The 17,035-nt window shown below is 71.1% G+C and carries 13 protein-coding genes; 7 read left to right on the top strand and 6 right to left on the bottom strand.

What is annotated here, in order from left to right; all coding sequences use genetic code 11:
• The first annotated feature begins 4 nt into the window (after window positions 1-4).
• Window positions 5-2,032, top strand: coding sequence for a hypothetical protein (locus ACQP0U_RS10160; RefSeq protein WP_433317823.1), 2,028 nt, complete (start codon window positions 5-7; stop codon window positions 2,030-2,032).
• Between the two features lie 28 nt (window positions 2,033-2,060).
• Here the strand turns inward: ACQP0U_RS10160 and ACQP0U_RS10155 are convergent, their stop codons facing one another.
• Together ACQP0U_RS10155 and ACQP0U_RS10150 are read right to left on the bottom strand one after the other, a co-directional pair.
• Window positions 2,061-2,579, bottom strand: coding sequence for an acyltransferase (locus ACQP0U_RS10155; protein WP_433317821.1), 519 nt, complete (start codon window positions 2,577-2,579; stop codon window positions 2,061-2,063).
• 162 nt (window positions 2,580-2,741) lie between these two features.
• Window positions 2,742-3,962: a glycosyltransferase gene (locus ACQP0U_RS10150; protein WP_433317819.1), complete on the bottom strand. Its 1,221-nt coding sequence runs from the start codon at window positions 3,960-3,962 to the stop codon at window positions 2,742-2,744.
• Between the two features lie 238 nt (window positions 3,963-4,200).
• Between ACQP0U_RS10150 and ACQP0U_RS10145 the strand changes: the two genes are divergently transcribed.
• Window positions 4,201-4,860: an acetyltransferase gene (locus ACQP0U_RS10145; RefSeq protein WP_433317817.1), complete on the top strand. Its 660-nt coding sequence runs from the start codon at window positions 4,201-4,203 to the stop codon at window positions 4,858-4,860.
• Here ACQP0U_RS10145 and wecB read toward each other — a convergent pair.
• Both wecB and ACQP0U_RS10135 read right to left on the bottom strand, forming a co-directional pair.
• Window positions 4,789-5,913: a non-hydrolyzing UDP-N-acetylglucosamine 2-epimerase gene (wecB, locus tag ACQP0U_RS10140; protein WP_433317815.1), complete on the bottom strand. Its 1,125-nt coding sequence runs from the start codon at window positions 5,911-5,913 to the stop codon at window positions 4,789-4,791. The two genes, ACQP0U_RS10145 and wecB, sit on opposite strands and share 72 nt — an antisense overlap.
• 73 nt (window positions 5,914-5,986) lie before the next feature.
• Window positions 5,987-7,228 (bottom strand): glycosyltransferase, encoded by a 1,242-nt coding sequence (locus ACQP0U_RS10135; protein WP_433317813.1) that lies wholly within the window; start codon window positions 7,226-7,228, stop codon window positions 5,987-5,989.
• A gap of 214 nt (window positions 7,229-7,442) precedes the next feature.
• On the opposite strand from ACQP0U_RS10135, the gene gmd reads away from it, so the two are divergent.
• From gmd to ACQP0U_RS10120, 3 genes are read left to right on the top strand one after another with little or no spacing between them, the layout of a single operon-like run.
• A complete protein-coding gene (gene gmd / locus ACQP0U_RS10130; protein ID WP_238658606.1) occupies window positions 7,443-8,456 on the top strand; it encodes a GDP-mannose 4,6-dehydratase in 1,014 nt (337 codons plus the stop codon).
• Window positions 8,453-9,673 (top strand): glycosyltransferase, encoded by a 1,221-nt coding sequence (locus ACQP0U_RS10125; RefSeq protein ID WP_433317811.1) that lies wholly within the window; start codon window positions 8,453-8,455, stop codon window positions 9,671-9,673. The genes gmd and ACQP0U_RS10125 overlap by 4 nt, the downstream gene beginning before the upstream one ends.
• Complete coding sequence (locus tag ACQP0U_RS10120) at window positions 9,670-10,794, top strand: DegT/DnrJ/EryC1/StrS family aminotransferase (protein WP_433317809.1); 1,125 nt, start codon at window positions 9,670-9,672, stop codon at window positions 10,792-10,794. The genes ACQP0U_RS10125 and ACQP0U_RS10120 overlap by 4 nt, the downstream gene beginning before the upstream one ends.
• Window positions 10,795-10,838: 44 nt before the next feature.
• Here ACQP0U_RS10120 and ACQP0U_RS10115 read toward each other — a convergent pair whose 3' ends face one another.
• Complete coding sequence (locus ACQP0U_RS10115) at window positions 10,839-12,113, bottom strand: hypothetical protein (protein WP_433317807.1); 1,275 nt, start codon at window positions 12,111-12,113, stop codon at window positions 10,839-10,841.
• Between the two features lie 235 nt (window positions 12,114-12,348).
• On the opposite strand from ACQP0U_RS10115, the gene ACQP0U_RS10110 reads away from it, so the two are divergent.
• Together ACQP0U_RS10110 and ACQP0U_RS10105 are read left to right on the top strand one after the other, a co-directional pair.
• Entirely contained in the window at window positions 12,349-13,275 is a 927-nt protein-coding gene (locus ACQP0U_RS10110) for an NAD(+)/NADH kinase (protein WP_433317805.1), read from the top strand.
• A 223-nt stretch (window positions 13,276-13,498) separates the two neighbouring features.
• Window positions 13,499-15,316, top strand: coding sequence for a polysaccharide biosynthesis protein (locus tag ACQP0U_RS10105; protein WP_433317803.1), 1,818 nt, complete (start codon window positions 13,499-13,501; stop codon window positions 15,314-15,316).
• A 69-nt stretch (window positions 15,317-15,385) separates the two neighbouring features.
• Here ACQP0U_RS10105 and pgm read toward each other — a convergent pair whose 3' ends face one another.
• Entirely contained in the window at window positions 15,386-17,023 is a 1,638-nt protein-coding gene (pgm, locus tag ACQP0U_RS10100) for a phosphoglucomutase (alpha-D-glucose-1,6-bisphosphate-dependent) (RefSeq protein WP_433317802.1), read from the bottom strand.
• Window positions 17,024-17,035: the final 12 nt, after the last annotated feature.

Here is a 17,035-nt window from a genome sequence, read left to right as displayed (position 1 = left end):
GACCATGCCCGAGCTGATCGTCTACCGGTTCAACGCTCTGATGTCCGTCAGGTCGCGCTTCGACAGCACCCGTGACCTGGTCATGCCCGCCAACCTCGCGTACGCCGAGGCGATGGTCGGCATGTGGCACTCCGGTCTCCCCCAGGTCACCCTGGTGCCCTCGACCGCGACCGACGCCCAGGTGTGGCCGGTGATGTCCGCCGTCGGGACGAAGATCCACGACACCTCCGACGACAACTGCCCGATCAACACCGGCTGGTCGTACGTCGGCGGCAACCACGGCTACAACGTCGGCAACCAGATCGTCGTCACCAACCACGGCAAGACGACTGTCGACGTCGGCTCGCAGTGGACCGACGGGACACGCACCTTCACCCTGCTGGCCATCACCAACGCGGACAGTTTGCTCTTCGGCAACCCGTACACGATCGTCGACGGCATCGCGCAGGGCGCCCGGGTCAAGCCGGCCGCGCCACTCACCCACCTCTCGGGGGCGACCCACACGACCACAGTGCCGATCACGGGCCTGACGCCCGACGTGCAGATCCGCCCGGCCACCCACTCCCACACGGTGGCTGTCGAACTCGACGGACGGCCCCTGCCGGACGGCCGGTTCACCGGGCAGGAGCTGACCATCCGGGAGTCCTACCTGATCCCGTCCTACCAGGGAATGATCGACACCGCCCGGGCGAACATCGGCACACCGATCGCCACGATCATGTCGCGGATCCCGTCCCTGTGCCGCGTCTCGAACGTCTACCGCTGGTCACAGGGCGGCCTGCTGGTCAAACAGACGGTGGCCGCGCTGGAGCGGTTCACACTGAACGCCGGGGTGACCCAGTGCCATCCGCTCACCCCGGTGGCCGGCGGCACCCGCCGGCAGTTCATGCCGAACGTGGGCACGGCCGGCGGCCTGAACTGGTCGGTGTGGGCGAACATCGACACGCTGCCCGCCCTCACCGACATCACCCCGGCGACCCTCACGAACAGGTTGACGCCGGCGAGCAGCATGACCCAGTGGGTGGTCAACAGCAGCCAGGTCCAGCAGTGGGGCATCGCCGTCGGGTTGCTGCCGGTCGCCGACGGCGTGCCCGAGATCCGGGCCCGGCACACCACGGCCAAGGGCTGGTTCATCAGCTCCAGCCTGAAGAAGAACTACCCGCAGTTGGTGTGGGGCCGCACCCTCGAGGCCGGCGAATCCGTGACCGGCACCGCCTACCGGCGCTACCTGGCACCGCCGTCGACGGCCACCGAGATCGTCGTGTCGGACTCCACCCACGACTTCGTGATGATCGAACGGGTCGACGCCGTCGCCCAGACCCAGATGGCGGCGCCCCAGCTGTTCCACCGGCTGCTCGTCCCGGCCGGCCCGACGAACCTCACCGTCCCGGACCGGGTCGCCGTCACCGGAATCTCGTACGGCATGACGGTCCCCACCGGGTACGGGATGTGGCGCGCCGAGCCCGGCCCGGCACGGGTGGGGCCGCTACCCGGGGCGACCTGCCCGCGCGGCAGTTACTTCCTCCCCCTCGCCGGGCCGACCCAGGACGTCACCTACACCGGCGCCTACCAGTCGCTCCTGCTGCACCCGGTGTACCTGGCGGAGCCCACCCCGGTCGACCGGGTGTGCGTCGAGGTCACCGTGGCGGGCACCGGGGTGATGCGGCACGGCGTCTACGCCCACGATCCGGCGACCGGTCGTCCCGCGGTCCTCGGCCCGATCGCCGACTTCGGCAGCGTCGGCGTCACGTCCGTGGGCGTCCAGGAGTCGGTGTTGACCGTCCCCGTGGTGCTGCCCGCCGGCTGGCACTGGTACGGGCACGTGTGGCAGACGGACGGTGTCACCCCGCCGACGTTGCGGGCCAGCAGCACCGGCGTCGCCACCAGCCTCAACCTCGGCACCAGTTCGGCGGCGATGACCGGGGACCGGTTCGGTTACGAGGTGACCGGGACGACGGGCGCGTTGGGGGCGATCACCATCGCCGGCGTCCACCAACTGCCGCCACCACGTGTCGCGTACCGCCGGGCCTGAGTGGGCGGTCGCGGCCGGCGCGCGGGGGTCAGACGGTGGTCACCCCGTAGATCCTCTTCATCGCCTCGTGCTTCTCCGGGACGGGAAGGTGGCCGATGCCCAGCGACTTGGCCTGCAACCGTTCGAGGTACTCGTCGGTCGTTCGCAGCGGTCGTGCCGGGACACCGGCCGCCACCGTGTTGTCCGGGATGTCGTGCGTGACGATCGAACCCGCCCCGATGACGCACCGGTTCCCGATGGTGACGCCGGCCAGGATCATCGACCGCATGCCGATGTAGACGTCGTCGCCGATCGTGATCGGGGCGGTCCAGTCCAGGTCGGGGTGGTCCTTGCGCAGGATCAGGGTGCCGCCGTCGTGGGTCACGAACTGCACCTCGGAGGTGATGTAGACGTTGTCTCCGATAGTGATCAGCCATGGCTCCGAGCCGAACATCGCCCGGCTGATCCCGTAGAACCTGACCCGTCCGGTCAGGTTCACCCCCAGGGACCGCGCGAACGCCTCGGGGTCACGGGTGGCGGCCAGGTGGTCCTGGACTCGTCGGACCATCGTACGAAGGCGACTGGGCACGTGCTTCCTCGCTCGTCGGGCCTGGCGGGGTGGCGGATGACGGACCCACCCACGCGGGCCCCGCTATTGCAACGACCCAGGTCCAGCCCGGGTGACGCGGTCACGGCGAGCCGGATCAGTGGCAGGTCGCGGCCCGCCGGATCACGCGCAGAACCGCCGGGCGTGGTCCAGCACGTTGAGTTCCCTGAGCTGCTGCCGCCAGAGCCGGTACCGCCGGCCCGCGGTCTCCTTCGCCTCGGCGCGCTCCCCGGCCGACCGGTCGGCCAGCCGGTCGAGGGCCTCGCTCAGCGCAGCCGCCGTCGCCGGCCGGACCACCGCTCCCCCGCCGGTGGCGATCAGTTCGCTGAACGGCGTCGCGTCGGAGCAGACCACCGGGCAACCGGACGCCAAGCTCTCCAGGATGACGTGTCCGTAGTTCTCGCCGAGCGTCGGGAAGAGGAAGGCGTCGTATCGGCTGAAGGTCGTCATCACCTCGTCCGCCTCGAGTTCCCCGAGGTAGCGGACCCGGACATGGTCGGGCATCGCGTCGATGAGGCGTCGGCAGCACGTCCAGTACTGCTCGTCCTCCCGCGGACCGTAGATGTCGAACTCCAGCGGGTGCGTGGCGCCTGCGACCGCCTCCAACGCCCTGGTGAGGTTCTTCATCGGGGAGATCCGGCCGACGAACACCAGGCGCAGCGGCCCGTCGTGGGCGACGGCCCGGGGCGCCGGCTGCTCCGGGATCGGGCACTCGTTGCCGTTCACCATGATCTGCGCCCATGGCATGTTCGCGCGGATCTGCTTCTCCTCCAGCCAACTGCACGCCTGCCAGCGCACGTCGAGGCGACGCAGGAGCGGGGCCCAGACCGCCAGGAAGAGCCGCTTCTTGCGCGTCTTGATGGCGAGCGCGCCGGGCGAGAGTTCGCCGCGCGGGGCCAGCATGATCGCGCGGACGCGCACCAGTCGCAGTGCCACCGCCAGGATCGGCAGCACCGAGAAGAGCGACCAGAGGCTGTTGACGTAGATCAGGTCGACTGGGCGGGTGCGGATGTGCCGCGCCAGTCGGACCCAGTGCCGCAGGGCGAATGGGCCGAGGTAGAAAACGGCGCAGCGGTCGTCGCGCCGCACCAGCCGCCCGGACAGGCCCGGGTAGGGTGTCGACGAGGAGAGGTCCCGGTCTCCGGTGACCAGGGTGACGTCGAGGTCATCCGGCAGGGTGTCGAGGATGAACCGCAGGGAGCGGATCGGCCCGCCGCCACGGAACCCCGGCTCGAACACGCGAGCGGTGGCGAGCACCCGGTACCCCGCGGTGGTCGTGGATGGCGCCGTCCCCCGCGGTGTCCGGCTGCCGTCGGGCAGACGCGTCCTTGCCAGCTCGTTCACCTTCGACTCACCTTCCAGACTGCTGTCCCGGCGTCGGCGCGCGGGCACACCGGCACCTGGACGCGCGAGGATTGACGGGAGCGCCAGCACGCACCCGTCACCAGCGGCACCGGTAACCGGTTCAGATGACGGAGAGCGGCAAGCGTTCTCCGTGGCCGAGGGAGCGCGGTTGACGACCGACGTAGTGATCGTAGGCACGGGTGGGATGGGCCGTGAGGTATATGGGGTTATTCGCCTCTTGAACACCATTTCGGACAATGCGCCGCCCTGGCGGGTGCTGGGCTTCGTCGACGACTACCCCACCGAGTCCAACGTCGAGTCGGTACACCGCCTCGGCGTTGCCTTCCTCGGCCCGACCCGGTGGCTGGCCGCACAACCGAGCAGCACCCACGTGGTGCTCGGTGTCGGTCATCCGAGGCTGCGGCGCGAGACCGACCAGACCATCGCCCGGTACGGCCTACCGGCAGCCACTGTGGTGCATCCGGCCGCCGAGATCGGCCCCGACTGCGTCCACCAGCAGGGGTTGTTCGCCGCCGGTGGTGCCCGGGTGACGACGAACGTGCTGGTGGGGCGCCACGTGCACCTCAATCAGAACTGCACGGTGGGGCACGACACCGTGCTCGGCGACTACGTCTCGGTCAACCCGCTCGCCGCGGTCTCCGGATACTGCCGACTGGAGGACGGCGTGCTGGTGGGCACCACGGCAGCGATCCTGCCGAAGCTGACGGTTGGCCGGGACGCCACCGTCGGCGCCGGCGCCTGCGTGACCCGCGATGTCGCCCCTGGCCTCGTGGTGACCGGTGTGCCGGCCCGGCCCGCAGCCCGGTCAGCGGCGGATGCCCGCCCAGTCGTGATGGCGGCGCACGGTCGACAGGATGAAGTCGACCACCCGGCGTGACGTGTCGGGGACCTGGTAGTCGAGCGGACAGGCGACCGAGCCGTCGGCCACCTGCGCCACCACCACCCGGATGGCCTCGACGACCCCGTCGGGCTCCAGGCCGGTCATCACGATCGCCCCGCTGTCCAGTGCCTCCGGACGCTCGATGGACTCCCGCAGGGTCACCGCGGGGAAGCCGAGAATCGCGGCCTCCTCGCTGACGGTGCCGCTGTCGGAGAGGGTGCATCGGGCATGTCGTTGCAGGGTCACGTAGTCGAAGAAGCCGAACGGCTCGTGGAAGGCCACGCCGTCGAGGTGCAGGCCGTCGCCCGCGAGCGCCTCCAGCCGTTTGCGGGTACGCGGATGCGTGGAGACCAGCAGCGGCAACCGCCACTCGTCGCGGACCACCCGCAGACATTCCAGCAGCCGACGGAGCCGGTCCGGGTGGTCGACGTTCTCCTGCCGGTGCGCGCTGACGACGAAGTAGCCGCCCGGTTCGAGTTCGAGTTGAGCCAGCACGGTGGACCGCTCGATCTGCGGCCGGTAGTGGTCGAGCACCTCGCGCATGGGTGAGCCGGTGTGCAGGATGCGGCGCGGGTGCAGCCCCTCAGCGAGCAGGTTGCGCCGGGCGTGCTCCGAGTAGACCAGGTTGAAGTCGGCGATGTGGTCGACCATGCACCTGTTGGTCTCCTCCGGCACGTTCAGATCGAAGCAGCGGTTGCCGGCCTCCATGTGGTACACCGGCACGTTCATCCGCCTGGCCATCAGCGCCGAGATCGCGCTGTTGGTGTCACCGAGCACCAGCAGCGCGTCCGGGCGCAGCTCGGCGATCGCCTTCTCCGTGCCGACCAGGACGGCGCCGAGGAGGCTGGCGAGCGATCGGGTGTCGGCCCGCAGGAGGAGATCCGGGGCTCGGACCCCCAACTCGCTGAAGAAGACGTCGGAGAGGGACGGGTCCCAGTTCTGCCCGGTGTGCACCAACGTGTGGTCCACGGTCCGGTCGAGTGCGTCGATCACCCGGGCCAGCCGGATGATCTCCGGCCTGGTCCCGACGACTGTCATCACGCGGGTCACTTGACGCCTCCTGGTGGCAGATGTGCGGGTGCGGCCCGCCGGGCGGGCCGTGGTGGGCGGAGCTGGGCAAGGCTCACGGGGTCCGCCCCTGCGGCGGCACCCGGTACGCCGGGTCCCGAATCACCCGCCACGCCTGGTCGAGGACGCTTATCGGATCCCTGCTCGCCCGCCAACGGCGGTAGGCGGCCCCCGCCTCGACCCGGGCCGCATGCCGCTGCTCGGGGGTGGCGGTCGCCACCTGTGTGACGAGGGCGCCCAACGCCGTCGCGGTCAGCTCGGTGAGGACCAGTCCGCCGCCGTCGCGCAGCACCGCCGTCCAGGGTGTCCGGTCGGAGCAGAGCACCGGGCAGCACGCGGACAGGCTCTCGGCGATGGCGTTGCCGTAGTTCTCCCCCCGGGTCGGCATGACGAACGCGTCGTAGCGGGCGAAGGTCGCGCGGACCTGGTCGGGTGGCAGCTCCCCCCGGTAGCTGACGGCGACCGAGTCGGGCAGCTCCGCCAGGTGCTCCCGGCAGCGTCGCCAGTACGCCTGGTCCTCCACCGGGCCGTAGATGTCCAGCCGCACCGGCACCGGCACGAGGGCGAGCGCGGCCAGCACGAGGTCGAGGTTCTTCATGGGGGAGATCCGCCCGATGAAGACCAGCCGCGCGTGATGGGTCGCGGGCATCGCGACAGGCGCCTGCTCCGGCTCGGGGCCCCTGCTGACCGCGACGACACCGATCCGTGCCCGGGGCAGCACCCGCCGGATGTCGTTGGCCTCGACCGGTGTGGTGGCGTGCCACAGCACCCGACGGTCGAGCAGCATCCACCGCCAGGCGGCCAGGAAGATCCGCTTACGGAGCCGGTGCACCCGCAGAGCGGCCGCGCCGAACTCGCCCCGGGGAGCGACCAGGACGCGGCCCACCCGCAGCAGACCGAGCCGGGCCGCGACCATGGGCAGGATGGAGAAGGTCGACCAGACGCTGTTGACGTAGAGCAGATCGAAGCGGCCGGCGCGCAGCGAGCGCCAGAGCGACCGCCAGTGCCCCGGCCGACGCACGCCGAGATAGAAGACGTTCGTCCGGCCGACCCGGGCCCAGCGACCGGAGAGCCCCGGATAGGGTTCGCGGCAACCGAGGTCGCGGTCACGGGTCAGCATGGACGTCTCAATGTCGTCACTGGCCAGGGCGAGCACTTCGGAAATGGACCGAACCGGCCCTCCGGCCCGCCAACCGGGAGCGAAATAGCCGGCAGTGACAAGGACGTGGAATTTGTTCTCGTCGACAGTCGCCGGTCTTTCTCGGGTGTCCGCCGCGGGGGTGGGGTCGCCGGCCATCCTCGCTCCTCGCTCGTGCCACAGGATCGATTCACCTAACGATCGGCTGCTCGATCCGTGACTGAGCCCTTTTCTCAACTGAGCTGCGTCAACTGGTCGCGCAGATGGGCCGCGAGGAATAAATTCCGCCAGTTACATGAAACCTCAGAAGTGCCGACCCCGAGAGCGATATAAGGATCCGGCGGGGAAAATTGGCCAGCAGGAGAGGGACTTCATGTCACGAGTGGCACTCATATCCGGCATCACCGGTCAGGACGGCAGTTACCTGTCGGAGTTCCTGCTCGACAAGGGATACACGGTGCACGGCATCAAACGGCGGTCGTCCTCTTTCAACACCGAGCGGATCGACCACGTCGACGTTCATCCGCGCAGCGGCGACGCCCGCCTCTTCCTCCACTACAGCGACCTGTCCGATCCGGCCTCGCTGACCGCGCTGATTCGGGACATCCGCCCGCACGAGATCTACAACCTGGGCGCGCAGAGCCATGTCCGGGTGTCCTTCGACATCCCCGGCTACACGGCGGACGTCACCGGGCTCGGTGCGCTGCGCATGATGGAGGCGGCCCGGTCCGCCGACGTCGGCTGCCGGTTCTACCAGGCGTCCTCGTCGGAGATGTTCGGCTCGACCCCGCCCCCGCAACGCGAGGAGACCCCGTTCCACCCGCGCAGCCCGTACGCGTGCGCCAAGGTGTACGCGTACTGGTCGGCGGTGAACTACCGCGAGTCCTGGAACATGTTCTGCGCCAACGGCATCCTGTTCAACCACGAGAGCCCGCGCCGGGGTGAGAACTTCGTGACCCGCAAGATCACCCGTGCGGTGGCCAGGATCGAGGCGGGCATTCAGGACAAGCTCTACCTGGGCAACCTGGACGCCGTCCGGGACTGGGGCTACGCGCCGGAGTACGTCGAGGCGATGTGGCTCGCCCTCCAGCAGGACACCCCTGACGACTACGTGGTCGCCACCGGCGAGGGCCACACCGTGCGCGAGTTCGTCGAGGCCGCGTTCGACCGGGTCGGGTTGGACTGGCAGCGGTACGTGGAACTGGACCCCGCCTACTTCCGCCCGGCCGAGGTCGATGCCCTCATCGGCGACTACTCGAAGGCTCGACGCACACTGGGGTGGGCGCCGAAGACGCTCTTCAGCGACCTGGTCCGGGTCATGGTCGACGCCGACCGGCAGCTCCTCGAGGACGAGCGGATGGGGCGACTGATCCGGGTGGACCGGTGAGGTTCGCGGTCGACGCCGCACCCATCCGTCCCGGTCACGCCGCGGGGCTCGAGGCCTTCACCTACGGACTGTTGACCGGAATGGCCGCCGACGACTCCTGCGACCTGCGGGTGAACGTCCTGCGTGGCACTCTGGCCCAGTGGCAGGGTCAGGTGCCCGACGCGCGGATCGCGTGGACCGAGGTGGCGCAGCCGCTCCGCTCCGACAACCCCACCGGCCAACTGCTGCGGCGCTGGACGCCGAGGGCGATGCGCAACTCCCGCACGGTTCGTACTGCCGTCAACGCGGTCCGGCAACGGTCCGTCGTGCGGCACGCCGACACCGACGTCACCCTGTTCCCGGTGCACGGCGCTCCGATCGGGGCGGGCACCTCGGTCGTCGTCCTGCACGACACCCGCCACCTGCGGGCCGACTTCCACGCCCCCGGCTATGCGGCGGTGATCCGGGAGAACGTGGCCCGCGCGGCGGCGATCGTGGTCACCTGGCCCCACCCGTACCGGGAGACCCTGCGCCTCTTCCCGGAGGCCGCGGAGCGGACCGTGCTCATTCCGACCCCGGCGTTCCAACCCGCGCCGGAGCGCGCGCACGCGCGGCCCGAACCGGGGCTGCTGGTCTACCCGTCGTCCACAGCGGAGCACAAGAACCACGCGACCCTGCTGGAGGCGATGGCGCTGCTGCCCCACTGCCGCCTGATCTGCCCGGGGCCGCTCGTCGAGCCCGAGGCGAGCCGGCTGCTCGCCCGCGCCGCACAACCCGACCTGCGCGGCCGGGTGTCCTTTCCCGGCTTCGTCAGCCTGGAGGAGCTGAACGCCATCTACGCCCGAGCGGACGCGGTGGTCGTACCGTCACTCTGGGAGGCGGCCAGCGGCGCGATGCTGGAGGCGTTCACCTGGGGTCTCCCGGTCGCCTGCGCCGACGTCGAGCCGTTGCGCGACCAGCTGGAGTTCAACGGCGCCGAGGCGGCCGTCTTCCGGGCGCGGGATCCGCGGTCCCTCGCCGACGCGGTGCGGCACCTGCTCGACGAGCGGGAGCGCTACGCGGCCGCCTCCCGGCGGGCGAACGACCGACTGTCCGGTCGCACCTGGGCGGCCACCGGCCGCGACTACCTGGACGTCCTCGGCTGGGCGGCGCGGGGCGGATCGGGTCCGGTGCCACGGTCCCCGTTCGTCGCGGAGGCCGCGAACGACGCCGTCGCCGGCAAGGGAGATGGATCATGAGTATCGCCGACGAGACCTATCCGGTGGCCCGACCGAGCCTCTCCACGTTGGAGGAGCGGTACGTGGTCGACGCGCTGAGGAGCGGGTGGATCTCCTCACAGGGCCCGTACCTGCGTGACTTCGAGGAGCGGTTCGCCAGTCGCTGCGCCGCCGACACCGCCCTGACGACCAGCAACGGCACTGTCGCGCTGCACCTGGTCCTCGCGGCGGCCGGCATCGGCCCGGGAGACGAGGTGATCGTCCCCGCGCTGACCTACGTGGCGACGGCAAACGCCGTCGCGTACTGCGGCGCGCGTGCCGTCTGTGTGGACGTCCTGCCGGAGAGCTGGTGTGTCGACCCGGCAGCGGTACGCGCCGCGATCGGTCCGCGTACCCGGGCGGTCATCGCCGTCGACCTGTACGGGCACCCGGCCGACTACACCGCCCTGCGCCAACTCTGCGACGGGCACGGTCTGCTCCTGGTCGCCGACGCGGCGGAGTCGTTCGGCGCCACTGTCGACGGGCGACCCACCGGCTCACTCGCCGACGTCACGACCTTCTCGTTCTTCGGCAACAAGGTGCTCACCTCCGGCGAGGGTGGCTGCGTGACCACCTCCGACGCGGCGCTGGCCGATCGGATGCGCCTGCTGCGCAACCAGGGCATGGACCCGCAACGGCGGTACTACTTCCCGGTGCTGGGCTACAACTACCGGATGACGAACCTGTGCGCGGCGCTGCTCTGCGCCCAACTGGAGCGGGCCGACGAGATCATCGCCTCCCGGGACCGGGTGATCGCCGGTTACGAGGAGCAGTTGGCCGACGAGCCGGCGCTGTCGGCGCAGCCGGTGGCCGCCGGAGTTCGTCGCGCGCCCTGGATGGCGGCCTTCCTCGTCGGGGCCGAGGGGGACGCGACGTCCCGGGACGCACTGGCCCGTGCGCTCGCCCGGCTCGGCGTGGAGACCCGCCCGTTCTTCGTGCCGATCCCGGACCTACCCGCACATCGTGATCCGGGCGCGAACTGTCCGGTGACCGAGGACCTGAGTCGGCGCGGCATCAACCTGCCCACGTACGCCGATCTGACCGAACCGGCGGTCAAGGCCGTGGTGGAGCGCGTCCGCGCCGCCCTGGCGACCATCGCTTGACCCGCCGCCGGACCCGCGCCGACCCCGTCGGCGCGGGTCGGGGGTCAGGGCGTGTGGACCGCCGGTGGGTGGTCCGCCGCGCGGTCCCGCAGTAGCAGGAGATAGCTGCCGCCCCAGGCGACCGCGCTGACCAGGGCCAGCACGACGAGCGCGCCGGCCGCTCCGGGCGCACCGAACAGGACCGCCCCGGCGACGACCGCCGGAACGCGGAGCCCGCCGAGCAGGATGCCGAGCAGGATCGCCCGCCGGCTCGCCTGCTCCACCCGCAACCCTGCGAAACCGATCGTGGCTGGCACCGCCAGCAGGCTCTCCAGCGCGAGCAGCACCAGCAGGCTCCGGGCGACGGTCCAGTTGGCGCCGAGCAGTTCCTTCCCCACCGCGTCCGGCAGCAGGGCGACCGCGACGGTCAACGGCAGGACGGCGGCGGCCACGAGCAGGGCGAGCCGGACAGCCGCCCGCGTCCGCACCGCGCGGGACTCGGCGCGGGTGCGGGCCAACTGCGGGAGGATCAGCGTGGCCGCCGTCGACAGCACCAGGTTGACCGGCCCCAGCAGCGTGCGCCCGGCGCTCAACGCGCCGACCACCGCCGTGCCGGCGACGAGCGCCACCGCGGTCAGCGCGAGCTGCGCCGACCCGGTGGTGAGCAGGAACTGTGCACCGAACCCCGCCGCGACGCGGGTCTCGGCTCGTCCCACGCGCCAGCCGGGCATCAGCGCGTAGCGGCGCCGGGCCGCGACGACCACACCGATCAAACCGCCGCCGACGGCCCACACCGCGAAGACGTACGGCGTGTCGATCAGCCGGAGCAGGCCGGCCAGTGCGGCGCACCCGGTGAGCGCCGCCCAGGCGATCTCCTGGGCCATCGCCGCCGAGGGAGCGCCGATGCCGACGGCGACCGCCTTGGTGTAGTCGTAGAGGACCAACCCGGGCAGGGCGAGGCCCGCGAACAGCAGGTAGAGCGAGCCGTACGCCGCGCCGGCCGCGCAGACCAGGCTGCCACCGACGAGCCCGAGCAGGATCGCCCGCCGGGCCGCCGACGCGACGACCCCGACCCCGGTGGCCAACACGGTGTCGGTCACCGTGCTCCGCACCAACCCGGAGCCGACGATGTAGAACGAGAAGGCCAGGGCGAACTGACCCAGCCCACTGACCGACTCCAGTCGGGTCACGGTGATCGCCAGCAGCAGGTTGCCGCCGCTGGAGAGCCCGCCGACGATGAGCGCGAGCAGAGCGCGGCGACCGGTGCGTGGACCGGTCGGGCCGCCGGCCCGGCCGACGGCCTGATCGCCGACCGCGTGCCTGCCGACCCCTACGGTCACCGGGTAGCGCCCGGTGCGGTGGGCAGCCGGCCGGTGTCCGAACGCGCCTCGGTTGCACCGGTCGCCCCGCCGGGGTCGAGGGCAGCCCCGGGCCAGGTCATTGCGCGCGCCCCCTTTGGCATGTGGTTGGTCGCTCCTGGCCCAACGAACCAACCGGCCGGGCGAAACGCCCTTGCGTACGGGGTCGTTGCGCGTAGGCCCGTGCCGGGCGCCCAAACTGTGATGAGCTGGGAACATGGAACGGTTCCGGCTCGGGCTGGTGCTCCATCCCACCCGGGACGTGTCCCCGGTGGTGGGCACGATCGCGGCCTGGGCCGCCGAGCACCACGCCGCCCTGGCGGTTCGCGAACAGGACCGGCACCGGGTGCCCGAGCCGGTCCGGGCGGTGCCGGAGGAGGAGCTGGCCCCCGGGTCGGACATGCTGGTCGCCATCGGCGGTGACGGCACGATGCTGGGCGCGCTGCGGATGGCCGTCCGCGACCCGAAGCCGGTGCTCGGCGTACACCTGGGCAAGCTGGGGTTCCTCGTGGAGGTCGAACCGCCCGATCTGCCGGCGGCGCTGGCCCGACTGCTGACCGGGGAGTACACCGTCGAGGCACACAGCTGCCTGGCCTGCACGGTGTGCGGGGACGATGTCGTCGCGTTCAACGACATCGCGCTGGTCCGCCATCCGGGGCAGGGTTTCGTCAGCGCGAACCTGAGCGTGGACGGGCAGCAGTACGGCTACTACCGCTGTGACGCGGTGGTCGTCTGCACCCCGACCGGATCGACCGCCTACAGCTACGCCGCCGGTGGACCGCTGATCTCGCCGGCGACGCGGGCCATGGTGGTGACGCCGAGCGCTCCGATGGCCGGCATCTCCCGGTCGGTGGTGCTCTCGCCGGAGGAGACCGTGCGGCTGGACCTTCGCCCCGGGTCCGGGCCGGTCGCCGTGGAGGTGGACGGGCGGGTGATCCGCGACGAGTCGACGACGGGCGCGGTGGAGGTGCACTACCGCCACGACGCCGGCCTGGTGGTCCGCCTCGATCCGCGCCGCCACCAGGAACGCAACCAGCTCAAGCTGGGACTGCTGGATCTGCCCCTGTTGCCGGAGCAGCTCCGCGAGCTGCTCCCCGAGAGCCTGCGTCGCCAGCTCGGCCGCCGCGAGGAGCCTCGCCGGTAACGGCACTCTCATCGAATTTCCCGACACTAAATCAGACAACCGGCCATAGAAACGTGAAAACCGGATTCGGGGGCGCATATTCCGCTAAGCAGTTAGGGGACGTGCGTGGCCCCCTGACCTGCCCTGGGTCACTGCCGGCCACGGACAGGACAGGGAGTCGTAGATGCCGCCGGAGATACAACGGGTTGAGCCAACGACATCAACAGCAACCGGCCGGGCCAGGGTGAGTCGTCGTCGGACCGCCATCTTCCTCGCCGCCGACGCCCTCGGCTGGGTCGGCGGGTTCACAGTCGCCGGCTGGGCGAGGTACGAGCTAGCTCTCACCGTCGATCAGGCGGTCAACGCGGTACTGCTCGGCGGCGGGGCCGCCGTGCTGCACGTCGGCGTCAGCGCACTGCGCCGTATTCGTTCCGGTCGTCAGCCCCTCGGCACCGTCGAGGAGGTTCGTGGCCTCGCCGGCACCACCGCCAGCACGGCGGCGATCGTCCTCGTCGCCCTTCTCACGCTGGGCGAGCGTCCGGTGCCGGCCAGCACCCCCGTGATCGGTGCCGCGCTGGCGCTGCTGCTGATGCTCAGCTGCCGTCTCCTGCACCGCCACCGGCGGGACCGTGCGATGCGACCGGACGCCCGCTCGGCGACCCCGGTGCTGCTCTTCGGTCTGGGCGAGGCCGGGCAGGGGCTGGTACGCGCGATGCTCAGCGACCCGAAGGGCCGCTACCTGCCCGTCGGAGCGCTCGACGACGACCCGGGTAAACACGACCTCCGCATCGCCGGTGTCCCGGTGCTGGGCAGCCGGCAGCACCTCGTCGACGTCATCCGCCGTACCGGCGCCACCACCGTGATCTTCGCCGTGGCCAACGCCGACGCCACGCTGATCCGCGAGGTACGGGAGGCGACCCTGCGCACCGGCGCGGCGTTCAAGGTCCTGCCGCCGGTCCGGGAGCTGGTGGATCACCGGATCACGGTCAGCGACGTGCGGGACGTCCAGATCAGCGATCTGCTCGGCCGACACCAGGTGGTCGGTGACCTGACCCTGGACGACAACGGGCTCACCGGTCGACGCGTTCTGGTCACCGGCGCCGGAGGTTCGATCGGCTCGGAGCTGTGCCGGCAGATCATGCGCGCCAACCCCGGTGAGCTGATGATGCTGGACCGGGACGAGTCGGCACTGCACAGCCTCCAGATGTCGCTCACCGGTCGCGCGCTGTTGGACGGTCCCGAACTCATCCTCGCCGACCTGCGGGACGACGAGGGTATCCGACGCATCATGCGCGAACGCCGCCCCGAGATCGTCTTCCACGCCGCCGCGCTGAAGCATCTGACCCTGCTGGAACGTCACCCGGGCGAGGCGGTCAAGACCAACGTCTGGGGGACGCTCACCGTCCTGGAGGCGTGCCGGGACGTCGCCCGCTTCGTCAACATCTCCACCGACAAGGCAGCCGACCCGATCAGCGTGCTCGGCTACTCGAAGCGCATCACCGAGATGCTGACCGCGCACGCGGCGGCGACCTACCCGGGCACCTTCCTGAGCGTCCGGTTCGGCAACGTCCTGAGCAGCCGGGGCTCGGTGGTGACCGCCTTCCAACGCCAGATCGAGGCGAGGCAGCCGCTGACCGTCACCGACCCCGACGTGACCCGGTACCTGATGACGGTGCAGGAGGCGGTGCACCTGGTCCTCCAGGCAGCCGCCATCGGCCGTGACGGGGAGGCCCTGGTGCTCGACATGGGCGAGCCGGTCCGGATCGACGACCTGGCCCGCCGCATGGCCGAGCAGGCGGCCAGCCCGGTCCCGATCGTCTACACCGGGCTACGCCCCGGGGAGAAGCTGCACGAGGACCTGCTCGGTCAGGGCGAGGCCGACCACCGACCGCTGCACCCGCTGATCTCGCACGTGACCGTTCCGGCCCTGGACCCCCTTGAGGTCAGTGGACTGGATCCGTTCGACGAACCCGCCAAGGTCGTCGACCAGCTCGCCCGGCTCTGCGGCATCCTGCACGGCCCGCTCCCGCAACGGCGCGGGGGCATACCGCTGGCCCGCTGACCTCGCTGAAACGGGGCCGACGCCTTCCGGCGTCGGCCCCGTTCGCATGTGGAGAAGAAGCCCGGCCGCTCAGCCGAGAACCTGCGTGACGAGGTCCTGTGCTTCCTGCTGGAGACGGCGGAGGTGCTCCGGACCCTGGAACGACTCGGCGTAGATCTTGTAGACGTCCTCGGTGCCGGACGGGCGGGCGGCGAACCAGCCGGACTCGGTGGTGACCTTGAGGCCGCCGATCGGCGCGCCGTTGCCGGGGGCTGTGGTCAGCGTCGCGGTGATCGGCTCGCCGGCGAGCTCGGTGGCGGTGACCTGCTCCGGGGAGAGCTTGCCGAGTACGGCCTTCTGCTCCCGGGTGGCCGGGGCGTCGATCCGGGCGTACGCGGGAGCGCCGAAGCGCTCGGCCAGCTCGGCCCAGTGCTCGCTCGGGCTGCGGCCGGTGGTGGCCTGGATCTCGGCGGCCAGCAGACAGAGCAGCAGGCCGTCCTTGTCGGTGGTCCAGGTCGAGCCGTCGCGGCGCAGGAACGACGCTCCGGCGCTCTCCTCGCCGCCGAACCCGACCGAGCCGTCCAACAGGCCGGGCACGAACCACTTGAAGCCGACCGGCACCTCCAGCAGCGGTCGACCCAGGTCGGCGGCGACCCGGTCGATCATCGACGAGGAGACCAGGGTCTTGCCCACCGCGGCGGCCGGCCCCCACTCGGTACGGGTACGGAACAGGTGACGGATCGCCACCGCCAGGTAGTGGTTGGGGTTCATCAGCCCGCCGTCCGGGGTGACGATGCCGTGCCGGTCGGCGTCGGCGTCGTTGCCGGTGGAGATCTGGTAGTCGGCACGGGCGGCGATCAGCGACGCCATCGCGTTCGGCGAGGAGCAGTCCATCCGGATCTTGCCGTCGCCGTCGAGGGTCATGAACCGCCAGGTCGGGTCGACAGTCGGGTTGACCACTGTCAGGTCCAGACGGTGCCGCTCGGCGATCTCACCCCAGTACGCCACGCTCGCCCCGCCCAGCGGGTCCGCGCCGATGCGGATCCCCGCATCGCGGATAGCGTCGATGTCGATCGCCGCCGGCAGGTCGTCGACGTAGTTGGCGAGGAAGTCGTACTCCCCGGTGGTGTCGGCGGCCCGGGCACGCGCGTAGGTGATCCGGCGGACCTCCTTGAGCCCGGCGGCGAGGATGGCGTTGGCCCGGTCCTGGATCCAGCGGGTCACGTCGGTGTCGGCCGGCCCGCCGTTCGTGGGGTTGTACTTGAAACCGCCGTCGTCGGGTGGGTTGTGTGACGGGGTGATGACGATGCCGTCGGCGAGCCCGCTGGTCCGCCCCCGGTTGTGGGTGAGGATCGCGTGCGACAGCGCCGGGGTCGGGGTGTAGCCGTCGCGGCTGTCCACCAGCACGGTGACCCCGTTGGCGGCGAGCACCTCCAGGGCGTCCACCGCTGCCGGCGCGGAGAGGGCGTGGGTGTCCCGGGCGAGGAAGAGCGGCCCGTCCAGCCCCTGCTCGCGTCGGTAGTCGCAGAGCGCCTGGGTGACCGCCAGGATGTGGTCGGAGTTGAACGCGTTGCGCAGGCTGGAGCCGCGGTGGCCGGAGGTGCCGAAGGAGACCTGCTGGGCCGGGTCCGCGGGGTCCGGATGCTCGGCGTAGTAGGCGGTCACCAGGCGCGGCACGTCGACCAGGTCGGCGGGCTCGGCGGGCTGGCCGGCACGGGGGTGGGTCACTGCGGGATCCTC

The organism is Micromonospora sp. CA-269861 (assembly GCF_050948505.1).
In the GTDB taxonomy this organism is placed as follows: Bacteria; Actinomycetota; Actinomycetes; order Mycobacteriales; family Micromonosporaceae; genus Micromonospora.
Note: the sequence above shows the minus strand (reverse complement) of the source record. Positions and strands in the feature narration are given on the sequence as shown.

What these genes read in the sequence shown, in the direction of transcription:
- ACQP0U_RS10160 (WP_433317823.1), top strand. Translation starts at nt 5, where the DNA reads ATGCCCGAGCTGATCGTCTACCGGTTCAACGCTCTGATGTCCGTCAGG.
- ACQP0U_RS10155 (WP_433317821.1), bottom strand. Translation starts at nt 2,579, where the DNA reads ATGGTCCGACGAGTCCAGGACCACCTGGCCGCCACCCGTGACCCCGAG.
- ACQP0U_RS10135 (WP_433317813.1), bottom strand. Translation starts at nt 7,228, where the DNA reads ATGGCCGGCGACCCCACCCCCGCGGCGGACACCCGAGAAAGACCGGCG.
- gmd (WP_238658606.1), top strand. Translation starts at nt 7,443, where the DNA reads ATGTCACGAGTGGCACTCATATCCGGCATCACCGGTCAGGACGGCAGT.
- ACQP0U_RS10120 (WP_433317809.1), top strand. Translation starts at nt 9,670, where the DNA reads ATGAGTATCGCCGACGAGACCTATCCGGTGGCCCGACCGAGCCTCTCC.
- ACQP0U_RS10110 (WP_433317805.1), top strand. Translation starts at nt 12,349, where the DNA reads ATGGAACGGTTCCGGCTCGGGCTGGTGCTCCATCCCACCCGGGACGTG.